The organism is uncultured Thiothrix sp., assembly GCF_937876535.1.
Taxonomy (GTDB): Bacteria; Pseudomonadota; Gammaproteobacteria; order Thiotrichales; family Thiotrichaceae; genus Thiolinea.
Genome location: NZ_CALFHZ010000018.1, coordinates 22,558 through 33,143, shown reverse-complemented (window position 1 = coordinate 33,143; position 10,586 = coordinate 22,558). Strand labels below are relative to the sequence as shown.

The 10,586-nt window shown below is 44.8% G+C and carries 11 protein-coding genes and 2 pseudogenes; 8 read left to right on the top strand and 5 right to left on the bottom strand.

Translation table 11 applies throughout. The features are described from left to right. Window positions 1-2: 2 nt before the first annotated feature. From Q0230_RS09305 to Q0230_RS09285, 5 genes and pseudogenes are all read left to right on the top strand, one after another. Window positions 3-1,301 carry a retron St85 family RNA-directed DNA polymerase gene (locus Q0230_RS09305; RefSeq protein WP_298609697.1) on the top strand — a complete coding sequence of 433 codons (1,299 nt, stop codon included), beginning with the start codon at window positions 3-5 and terminating at the stop codon, window positions 1,299-1,301. A gap of 3 nt (window positions 1,302-1,304) precedes the next feature. After that, a pseudogene (locus Q0230_RS19685) lies at window positions 1,305-1,742 on the top strand (DUF4259 domain-containing protein). Window positions 1,743-2,001: 259 nt separating this feature from the next. Beyond that, window positions 2,002-2,514: a cache domain-containing protein gene (locus Q0230_RS09295; RefSeq protein WP_298609693.1), complete on the top strand. Its 513-nt coding sequence runs from the start codon at window positions 2,002-2,004 to the stop codon at window positions 2,512-2,514. A gap of 88 nt (window positions 2,515-2,602) precedes the next feature. Next, the gene (locus Q0230_RS09290; RefSeq protein WP_298609691.1) at window positions 2,603-3,001 is read left to right on the top strand and encodes a thiol-disulfide oxidoreductase DCC family protein; all 399 of its coding nucleotides are present in this window, start codon (window positions 2,603-2,605) and stop codon (window positions 2,999-3,001) included. Between the two features lie 8 nt (window positions 3,002-3,009). Then, window positions 3,010-3,390, top strand: coding sequence for a VOC family protein (locus Q0230_RS09285; protein WP_298609690.1), 381 nt, complete (start codon window positions 3,010-3,012; stop codon window positions 3,388-3,390). Here the strand turns inward: Q0230_RS09285 and Q0230_RS09280 are convergent. Continuing rightward, window positions 3,387-4,553 carry an MFS transporter gene (locus tag Q0230_RS09280; RefSeq protein WP_298609689.1) on the bottom strand — a complete coding sequence of 389 codons (1,167 nt, stop codon included), beginning with the start codon at window positions 4,551-4,553 and terminating at the stop codon, window positions 3,387-3,389. The genes Q0230_RS09285 and Q0230_RS09280 overlap by 4 nt on opposite strands. Continuing rightward, on the bottom strand, window positions 4,543-5,565 hold the full coding sequence (locus tag Q0230_RS09275) for a GlxA family transcriptional regulator (RefSeq protein ID WP_298609687.1): 1,023 nt from the start codon (window positions 5,563-5,565) through the stop codon (window positions 4,543-4,545). Before Q0230_RS09275 ends, Q0230_RS09280 begins: the two co-directional genes overlap by 11 nt. A gap of 315 nt (window positions 5,566-5,880) precedes the next feature. Here Q0230_RS09275 and Q0230_RS09270 point away from each other — a divergent pair, with 315 nt between their 5' ends. Continuing rightward, window positions 5,881-7,188, top strand: a complete 1,308-nt coding sequence (locus Q0230_RS09270; protein WP_298609686.1) for a hypothetical protein — start codon at window positions 5,881-5,883, stop codon at window positions 7,186-7,188. Window positions 7,189-7,504: 316 nt separating this feature from the next. Here Q0230_RS09270 and gdhA read toward each other — a convergent pair whose 3' ends face one another. Then, window positions 7,505-8,842: an NADP-specific glutamate dehydrogenase gene (gene gdhA / locus Q0230_RS09265; RefSeq protein ID WP_298609685.1), complete on the bottom strand. Its 1,338-nt coding sequence runs from the start codon at window positions 8,840-8,842 to the stop codon at window positions 7,505-7,507. Between the two features lie 300 nt (window positions 8,843-9,142). Between gdhA and Q0230_RS09260 the strand changes: the two are divergent. Beyond that, window positions 9,143-9,468: pseudogene (locus tag Q0230_RS09260) on the top strand (IS1 family transposase); the annotation flags it as partial. A gap of 54 nt (window positions 9,469-9,522) precedes the next feature. Then, on the top strand, window positions 9,523-9,711 hold the full coding sequence (locus tag Q0230_RS09255) for a Uma2 family endonuclease (RefSeq protein ID WP_298609975.1): 189 nt from the start codon (window positions 9,523-9,525) through the stop codon (window positions 9,709-9,711). A gap of 94 nt (window positions 9,712-9,805) precedes the next feature. Here Q0230_RS09255 and Q0230_RS09250 read toward each other — a convergent pair whose 3' ends face one another. Beyond that, the gene (locus tag Q0230_RS09250) at window positions 9,806-10,261 is read right to left on the bottom strand and encodes a PIN domain-containing protein (RefSeq protein WP_298609684.1); all 456 of its coding nucleotides are present in this window, start codon (window positions 10,259-10,261) and stop codon (window positions 9,806-9,808) included. After that, window positions 10,258-10,494: a DUF6364 family protein gene (locus tag Q0230_RS09245; protein ID WP_298609682.1), complete on the bottom strand. Its 237-nt coding sequence runs from the start codon at window positions 10,492-10,494 to the stop codon at window positions 10,258-10,260. The genes Q0230_RS09250 and Q0230_RS09245 overlap by 4 nt, the downstream gene beginning before the upstream one ends. Between the last annotated feature and the right edge of the window lie 92 nt (window positions 10,495-10,586).

Here is a 10,586-nt window from a genome sequence, read left to right as displayed (position 1 = left end):
GCATGAGTGAAAAACTAAGTCGTTACGAACAAATTTGGCAAGCGATTGAAAAAGCCGGCAGCGTGAATGCGTATGTGCGCGAACAGATGCAGAAAAATGGCTTTATGGTAGCGCGTCGCCCAACCGACAATATGTCGAAAAGCGAGCTAGAAAAATACCGCCAAGAGCTCAAGAAAGAAGCGGCTGAGCAACGCCGCTTGAATAAAGAAGCCTGGCAAGCTTATAAGTCCAAGCATATTGTGCATTTGGGCGAGGGCATTTATTGGACGGACGATACCAGTGAAGATCAATGGGATGTACCCAATGCGAATAAGCGTTTGCTGGAAAATCAATTGCCTGCGCTTACTAAAGTGGCCCAACTCTGCGAAGCCTTGAATCTTTCTGTGAATGAATTGCGCTGGCTCTGCTATCAGCGTGAAGTCACCGAGAAAAGCCATTACACCCGCTTTGAAATCCCGAAACGTTCGGGCGGAATGCGTGCGATTTGGGCACCTTTGCCGAAATTAAAACAAGCTCAACATTGGATTTTGCACGAAATCCTTGATCGTCTAGTTGTACATGGTTCAGCGCATGGTTTTATCAGCGGGCGCTCGATTGCTAGCAATGCGGCTGAACACACCAATAGCCAAGTGTTAGTAAAAGTCGATATTGAAAACTTCTTCCCGACGATTAGCTGGAAGCGCGTCAAAGGTGTATTCCGTAAGGCCGGTTATCCTGAGCAAATCGCCACACTGTTAGCCTTACTTTGTACCGAATCACCACGTGAAATTGTTGAGCATGAAGGTAAGCAAGTTTATGTCGCTTTAGCGGATCGCTGCTTACCGCAGGGAGCACCAACCAGCCCAGCATTAACCAATGCTTTGTGCTTACGTTTGGATCGGCGCTTAACCGGTTTTGCCCAAAAAGCAGGCTGGCGTTATACCCGCTACGCGGATGATTTGACCTTTAGCTTGCCTGCCAATAGCAAACATCCAGCCGAGATTAGCCGCCTGCTAGGCACTTTAAAACGTGTTTTAGGCGAGGAAGGTTTCAATTTAAACGAGAAAAAAACGCGAGTGATTCGCAAGGGCAATGTACAAGCAGTCACCGGTTTAGTCGTGAATGGCGAACAGGCACCGCGTGTGAGTCGTGAGTTAAAGCGGCAAATGCGCGCAGCCGTGCATAATCTGAAACAAGGTAAAACTTTACCAGAAGGTGAAAGCATCCAGCGTTTACGTGGTTATGCCGCTTATATTGCGATGACAGATCGGGAATTAGGAGCGAGTTTATTAAACCAGTTACAGCAGACCCAAGGAGTCTAAGCTATGGGTGCTTGGGGGATGCAAGCATTTGAAAATGATGCAGCTCTAGATTTCACTGCATGTTTATTTCATGAATCGGAAGCAGGTGATTTGAGCTTGCTAGCTGAAGCCTTTCGGGATGTATTTAAGGCTAAACAGAAGACTATCTAGATTCTGATCTTGGCTCGCCGGCCGTTGCTGCAGCGGCTCTTTTGGTTTCCCTAAAAGACAATGACACGCAAGCGCTCTTAAAAATTCAGCCTGAAGGGAAAGCTTGGTTTGATGCAGCACGCCAAGCCGATTACGCTTTTGGTTTCTGAAGCTCTACGAGCACTGGATTTAGTTACTGCTGAAAATTCAGAGTTGTATGAGCTTTGGGAGGAAACCAGTTATTTTGAGGAATGGCTGATTTCAATAAATAAGATTAAAGCGGCATTAAGCGCCGAAAGTCAAATGGCTTAGGCTTTGTAAAAATTTGCTTTTGCTAGAGTTTAAAACTACACATTATCTCCTCTAGGTTATTGAATTTATTGAGCCAAGTGTAAATTTAATAATCATTGATAGATTTACAATTCCTTTACAAATTTTTTGTTTGTTTTTAGTGCATTCGTAAAAAAAATAATTACAATCCCTTGCTGTGTAAATACTACACACGCTGTGCCAGTCAGTTTTCGAGTGTCGAGTAACTAGCTGGCTTATCTATTCTTGGAGGAGTCCCACGATGAAATCATTGAGTACTGTGATCGGTGCCGCTTTATTGGCTTTAAGTTTATCGGCTATGGCTGAGGATGCTAAGCCAGCTGCAGGTGCTGCGACTGCAACCCCAGCGGCTGCTCCGGCTGAAATGGGTACTGAAGCTGAAGCTCAAGCGATGAGTGAAAAAGCAGCTAAATTAGTTGATGAAAAAGGCGAAGCTGCTTTCGAAACCTTCAAAACGAAAGACGGCGGTTTCCAAGCTAAAGACCTGTATGTATTCTGCATGGACTTAACGGGCAAAATCTTATCTCACCCGCTGAAACCAGAATTAGTGGGCAAAGATATGCTGAGCTTTGATAAATACGGCGACAAACCTTTTGAAAAAATGGTTGAGCTTGCGAAGGGCGCAGAAGGCAAAGGTTGGGTTGATTACAAATGGCCTTTACCAGGTGGCACTGACCCACAAGACAAGAAAAGCTACATCATTAAAAACTCAAAAGGTTTCTTATGTGGTGTTGGCGCTTACGTGAAGAAATAAGCTAGGCTTTCTTCGGGTTGTAAGGCTCTCTTACAACCCATTGCCGCTCTAAACTGCTATGCTCATTAAAACCTCAGCACTTAGCAGTATGAATGATCTAATTATCTTCGACGGTATCTGTAATCTCTGTACTTTTTCAGTACGCTTTATCTTGCAACACGAAGCTGCAGCTATCTTACATTTCACTCCCTTACAATCCGCAGCTGGCGCACGCTTATTGCAGCAGCATGGCTTTGATCCAAACGATGCAAAAACCTTTGTTTTAATCCAAAACGGTCAGGCATATACGCGCTCGGATGCTGCGTTGCGAGTCGCGGCCTATTTGCGTTGGCCGTGGCGTGGCTTGGTTCTATTTAAGCTAATCCCCCGCTATCTGCGCGATAAGGCCTATGATGCTATAGCGCGTAATCGTTATCGCTGGTTTGGGATGAAAGAGGTTTGTATGCTACCGACGCCAGAATTGCGGGCGCGTTTTATTGAGCATTAGGCGTAAATATGCGGATTGACCTCGACCACTGTGTTATTCATGTCTCCAACTGGGAGCGTTCGAATGCGTTTTACCAAACTATTTTAGGTGCAGAAATCATTCCACGCGGCAATGGCTTTGCCTATCGCTTAGGTAATGCGCAACTGAATTGCCACGGCCCGAATGTGAATCCAGCACCTGTTGCCCACATTCCAGTGCAACCCGGCAATAGTGATTTGTGCTTTATTTGGCCGGATAAAATTGAAAGTGCAATTGAGCATTTAAAGCAGCATGGGGTGGCAGTGGAAGTTGGGCCAGTTGCACGCTTTGGCTCAAAAGGTCACGGCACGAGCGTGTATTTCCGTGACCCTGATGGCTCCTTGTTGGAGTTTATTTCGTATAGCGTTTAAGGCTTGAGAGTTGGTTGCAAAACTTGTTTTTGCATCCAGAGATTCAACACAACCACCAAGCCCAATAACACTAACAAACCCAGATTCAAACTTTGCCAGCTAAAGCTTTGAATCAATAAGCCGCCGGCCATCACCCCAACAATTGCAGCAACCGCAATGACCAATTCGGCAATACCCTGCGCGCGGCCTTTTTCCGCAGCGGGATAGGCTTGGTTATATTGATTAGTTCCAGCGACATACATCAAGTTCCAGCCGATGCCGAGCAGGAATAAGCTAATGTGGTAGTGCAGTTCAGTCGTGCCTAGTATCGAGGCTAAAGCACTTAAGGCCAAGACAGCTAAACCTGCCAACAGTACATAGCCTGCACCGAATTTATCGACTAATTTACCGCTGACAAAAGACGGTAAAAACATACCGATAATATGCCAGCCGATTACCGACATTCCTGCATCGACCGAGTAATGATGTTGGTGCATCGCTAAAGGTGCGACTAACATCATTAGCATCATTACAGCTTGCCCGAATGCGGTATTGCCAACCCCTAACCAATAGGCAGGGCGTTTTAAAAAGCTGGCGGGCGTGGCTTTATTGGCTGCTTGACTGGCAGGTTTTTTACCCAAAAAGCTGATTAATAGCAAAGCTAATAAACTGAAAACTGCGACTAAACCATACGCGCCTAAATACTTCGGTTCTGCAATCCAGTGGTTAGCAAATTTAGCCAAGCTCGGCCCTAGAATCGCCGCTAATAAGCTCCCACTTAATACCCAGCCAATCGCTACACCAGATTGTTGGGCAGGCATTTCATCAAGCGCAGCGAGGCGATAATACACTGAAGAGGCTTGATAAATACCCATTAGCAAACTTGCTGCGCAAAAGATTACAAAGCTTTGCGTGCTCAAAGCGAGCATGGCTAAACCTGCTGCAACTGCACCAGCTAATGCTCCCACTTGAAAACCTAAACGCCGACCTGAACGTTGCATCACTATAGACAAAAGATAAGTTGCGCCCAACGCACCAACGCTAATCAAGGCATAAGGCAAGGTCGCGAGCTTCTCACTGGGTGCGAGTTGCAGACCAATCACGGTCGATAGGCTAATCCCGACCAATACCGCAAACCAATAACAGGCTTGAGCGAGCGACAAGATCACGATTTTAGGATTCATAGGCGAACTCCTCGGTATACACAGAAAAACGCTTGCGGTAGTCGGCAGGCGTGACGTTTAAGGCTTGCATGAATTTGCGGCGCAGAATTTCACTGGAGGGAAAGCCGCATTGCTGGGCAATTTTGGTGAGTGGCAATTCGCTGGATTCCAGCAACCAACGTGCCTGATCTAAGCGCGCTTGGGCAATATAACGCGAGGGCGCTAAACCGGTAGCAGTGGAAAACTGGCGCGAAAAATTACGCACACTCATCGCGGCTAAATCCGCCAAACGAGCCACTTCCAAAGGTTCAGCCAAGTGCTGATGAATATATGCTTGCGCCTTGCGTAAAGCAGGATGCTGCAATTCGCGCCGCCCGTTTACCGGCGAACTAAACTGATTTTGCCCGCCCGGACGATGATAAAACGCCACCATTTGCCGCGCGGTTTCCAAAGCCACCTGCTGCCCACAATCGTCTTGCACCAATTGCAAAGTCAAATCAATCCCCGCAGTCACACCCGCTGAACAATAATATTTACCGTCCTGCGTAAACAGCGCATCAATATCCAAGTTCACCTCCGGAAAGCGCTGTCTAAATTCGGTGTAACGCTTCCAATGGGTAGTGGCGCGGCGATCATTTAATGCACCCGTTGCAGCTAGCAAAAATGCGCCACTACACACCGAAGCTACGCGCGGAATTTGTGGCACTAGCTCGCGCAAGGGTTGAATAAGGTTTAAGTCTTGCGAAATCTGTGGTGCAGGCGTGCCACCGACCATTAATAAAGTGTGAGGCAGCGCTTGAAATAAATCAGCTAACACGCCATCGCATAACACGCGCGTTTTCGTTGCTAAAGTCACTGCTGGCGTATTTTTTAAAGCAATCAGGCGAGTGCGATAACGCGGCTTTTCAGCATGATTGGCTTGCAAGTCCAGCAACTCATTAGCTGACGCAAACACCTGCAAAGGTCCAAACACATCCACTGCATTGGCGTCATCATAAGCAAGTAAGGCAATTTCAATGCAAGCTTCGGTCATAAACACTGCTTTTGTTAGTTAGTAACCAAGCTTGATTATAAAAGCACAAGCTCTGTCTGATAGGACAGAAAAACTACTAAACCGGACACAATCGCATCACTAGCATGAGCTCTAAGCAATCGAGCTACCGCCAAACAAGCTAGTCGCTCTGCTGGTTTTGGCAGCTTGAATAAGCCCGAATTGATGTTTAAGAATTGAAAATACCTCATCTGAGGGTTAGTTTATTTAGATAGCCTGACCACTTAACAGCAAAGTTATCAGCACTCAATACAATTGCAGATAATAAAAATTTACCAATCATTAAAAGCTATCAAAATGCTGAAACGTATCACTGGAACTACCTTAGTGCTATTAATAGCCTTAGCGTATTGGCTTACTAAAGATGAGGTACTCAGTCCTGAAGCACAAACATTGCTTGCATCAGTTGATCCAAGCACTAAAAGCAGCGAAGCCTATACCTATCTACTCGGTATAAATGCAGCCCAAGATGAAGATCCAGCACAGGTTGGCCAGCAGTTATTAACTGCTATTCGACAAAGTGAAGCGCAATATAAACTAGGAAAGCAGCTGTTCAGTTTCACACCCTATCCAAAAAATAAGGAATTACCCTTGCCTGAAGGTGAGCTATTTTGTGAAAAAGAAGATACCGCCTTATGCTTAAAAAACGTGTTTAAAGCTGAAGCATCACAAATTGCAGAAGCTCTTACGCAAAATCACATCTTACTGGAGCGCTATCAAACCTTTCTAACAAAAACAGATTATGTCACCTTAATGCCCAACAACCTACAAGCGCCTATAGGTTTAAATCTAAGCTACCTTAGAAGGGGTAATCAGTTAATACTATTAAAAAGTATTCTATTAGCAAAGCAAAACAATAACCAAGCAGCATTGGATTTATTAGAAAAGCACCAGCTCAGCTTACGCCAATCACTAGCTCATGCCGATATTCTACTCTATAAAATGATTGTTAATTCCTCTATCAATAAAACTATTGATGTAGCTTCTATTTTATTGCAGCAATCAGAAAAATTATATTTTACGATTAAACCACTAACAGCAGAAGAGTTGAGCCTAAAAAGCGGCATGGAGTGGGAGTTTTGCTCTCAGGCTAGTCGGTTGTTGAATATGGAGAATGATCTTGTTTTAGATGCAAAAGAAGCTGGTCAGTTTCAAGCAATAAAAGAACCTATTTTTCATCAATTAAGGAAATTCTTTTACAAGCCTAATGCTACAGTTAATCGAATGAGGCCCTTTTATTTAACCTTTCAACAAATTATGTCAACTGCCCCGAATACTCTATTTGAAAGATATAAACTAGAAAGCGCAGCCTCTACTCAGGAAAACTACAGCATTAGAAATCCCATAGGCTCAGTATTGAATCTTATACCACGACCTAATTATTATGATTATGCAGAGCGACTATTTAACACCAATGCAAAAATTCAACTATTCAATCAGCTTTATGGGGAAAGGCTAACTTTAGCTAAGATTATGCAACAACCTGCCAATTATTATAATCAGACAGATCATTGGAAGCTCCGTGCAGATACAAAAACAATCTGTCTCAATTCGCCTATCATTCAAGCACCTGATTTTAACTGCTTACTGATCAATATCCATTGATTACCCACACTCCCTTGTGAATAGTCAACAAGGGAGTTAATAGGCTTAGGCTGCTAAAACAGTGTGCTGCACAAAATCACCACAGCGCTCTTTGTTACGGCGGGTTTGGGAAGCAGAAGCAAATACCTAAAGGTTCAAATATCCACCGAATTGGCGTCATCGTAAGCAATTTCAAGGAAAGCTTGTGTCATGGATGCTGCTATGTTTGAGCGAATCGCAGGGATTATACGGGGAGTAGCGATGGCTGATAGGGCAGGAAACTGGTGAAATCGAGCAGAATAGGGGAGCCTAAAACTAACTCCCCCTTTACAAAGACTTAAACCACGCCTTGCGCCAACATAGCATTTGCGACTTTCAAGAAGCCTGCAATATTTGCACCGGCGACATAATCACCTGATTTGCCGTATTCAGTAGCGGTTTCAAAGCAGTTGTTATGAATACTACGCATAATACTGTGTAATTTGTTATCAACTTCTTCTCGTGTCCAGCTTAAGCGTTGCGAGTTTTGGCTCATTTCTAAACCAGAGGTTGCTACCCCGCCCGCATTAGCCGCCTTGCCCGGCGCAAACAATAAGCCTGCTGCTTGGAAAGCATGCACAGCTTCAGGTGTACTTGGCATATTCGCGCCTTCCGCAACCAGTTGGCAGCCATTCGCGACTAAGGTTTTGGCTTCTTCGCCGCTGATTTCATTTTGAGTCGCACAAGGGAAAGCACAATCACAAGGCAAACTCCACGGACGTTGACCCGGTAAGTATTCTGCTTGGAAGTGTTTGGCATAGTCACTGATGCGGCCGCGCTTAACATTTTTTAGTTCCATAACCCAAGCTAATTTTTCTGCAGTAATGCCAGCTGGATCATAAATGCTGCCCGTAGAGTCAGATAAGGTCACGACTTTAGCGCCAAGTTGATTGAGCTTTTCAACCGCATATTGAGCGACGTTACCAGAGCCAGACACGCTACAGCCTTTGCCTTCTAGGCTAGTATTGCGCGTTTTTAGCATTTCTTCGGCGAAATAGACCATGCCATAGCCGGTTGCTTCAGGGCGAATGAGCGAGCCACCCCATTCCAAACCTTTGCCGGTTAATACGCCAGTGAACTCATTACGAATGCGCCGATATTGACCAAATAGGAAACCGATTTCGCGTCCACCCACACCAATATCACCCGCTGGTACATCGGTATCTGCACCAATATGCCGCTGCAATTCAGTCATAAATGATTGGCAAAAACGCATCACCTCAGCATCTGATTTCCCTTTAGGGTCAAAGTCAGAACCACCTTTGCCACCACCCATTGGTAAAGTGGTAAGCGCGTTTTTAAAGACTTGCTCGAAACCTAAAAACTTTAAGATGCTCGCATTTACGCTAGGATGAAACCGCAAGCCACCTTTGTAAGGCCCAATCACGCTACTGAATTGAATCCGAAAGCCACGATTGATCTGTACCTTGCCCGCATCATCCACCCAAGGCACTCGAAACATAATTTGGCGCTCTGGCTCGACAATGCGTTGCAGAATATTGGCATCGCGTAAATCTTTGCGTTGTTCCAGAACTGGCTCTAAAGATTCCAAAACTTCATACACTGCCTGATGAAATTCTGGCTCGCCAGCATTACGCTGTTTGACGGTCGTGAGAACCTCTTGAATCATACTCATTAAACGCTTCTCTTTAGTAGTGTGGGAAATAAAATGGTCTGCTGTGATGCGTTTGGACTACTTCGGTTTATCTTAAGATGATGTTTTGAGCGATAATAGTGCGTTCACTCAATTAATGCACTGATATTAAGCATAATAAACTGGCTTTGCAGCTAAGCTATTAGTTTTTAGCCTTATTTTAAGCTTGCTAAGGCACTTTTTTAGTGCTTAGGTTGAGCACCAGTTGCTTGAAAAGTGAACTATTTATAAAGCACGGCGAAAGGTTAAATTAATTCGGTCATGTATTTAAGCAGTTGAACAGACGGATCGGGGGTACGGGATACCGGACGGGACCTCAAGATTAGTCCGACCACGGTCGTCCGTCACTTAAAAAACTCCAGCACCCGTCGGTAACACCGCTCCCCTTTGAGTACCTTCACACGCTTGAGTTAGTGTGTGAAATGGATGAGCAATGGTCATTCGTCGGAAAGAAATCTGAGCCGCGTTGGCTGTGGTACGCATGGTCACCCCACTTCAAGCGGGTCTTTGCTTACACCCTAGCGCGACGCACGATTTGCTTTTCTAAGTCCGTCGAGGTGCATGATAAAGTCATCGGCGAGTCTATTTCCAGACACTTCTTCAACTGATTAAATACATGACCCGAATTTTTAGATGATTACTCAACCGACTCACCCGCTTTTATCGTTGAGGTTCTTTCAAAAGCTACGCGCCAAAGTGATCGCCAAGGCAAACGTTTAGAATATTTACAACTACCTAGCTTGCAAGAATATATGCTGATTGAGCAAGTACTCGGTAGAAGTCGAAGTGTTTCGCCGCAACCAAGATTGGCAGCCATCTTATTATTACTGGGGGTGATACGATTCACTTGAACTCGATTGGCGTAGTGATCACAGTTGACGATATTTATGAGCTGGTTGCGAATGATGATATGGCACAAATCCTGAAGTAGACTCAAACTGAGAATTAGCTTTTTAACTTATAATTCGCTGCCTCCTCATGAATCTGCAACAACCCAGCAATCGCCGCCAATTCATCGGGCAAATAAATCGGTAAATCGACAGGCGTAAAATCGCTTTTATTGCGTGTCACGACCCCAACAGCACCAGCTCGCTTTGCCGCTTCATATAGAACAGCGTCTTCAAAGTCTTTAATTTCAGACTCAATAGCCGCTTGAATTACGGGATAATCCACTGCAGCTATTTCATATAATTGCAGCAACTTTTTCAAAGTAGCGCGTGATTGTGCTGTACCTAGAGCCTTGCTGACCAAATAATCGATAGTGGTTAAGGTGGTTGCGCACAAAAAACCCTGAATACGTTTTTCCTCAACTGCTGCCATGAGTAAAATCGCATTCGACGCAAAAGGTTGGCGATTTAGAATCACGTCGAGAATGACATTAGTGTCGAACAGAATTTTCAACTATGCCTCTCCTCCAGATGATCACGAAAGCTGTTTTCATCTAAGGTGCTACTTTCCAATAGACCAGTGAGGCTGCGTGTAATCGGTGGTAAAGCAATTTTTTCAGTATTTGGCTTAAGCAGACTGAAATAATCCGCAACCATCTGTGACAGCGATAAACCGTGTTCTTTAGCATAGAGTTTGGCTTGTTCGATTAGGCTGTCTTCTAAGCGTAGGGTGAGTTTGGTTTGCATAAGGCACCTTTGACGTATATATCTAGATAAATTATACGTCTTAAATTATTCCACAACAAATTAAACCTACTATGACTCCCCACGCTTCCAGC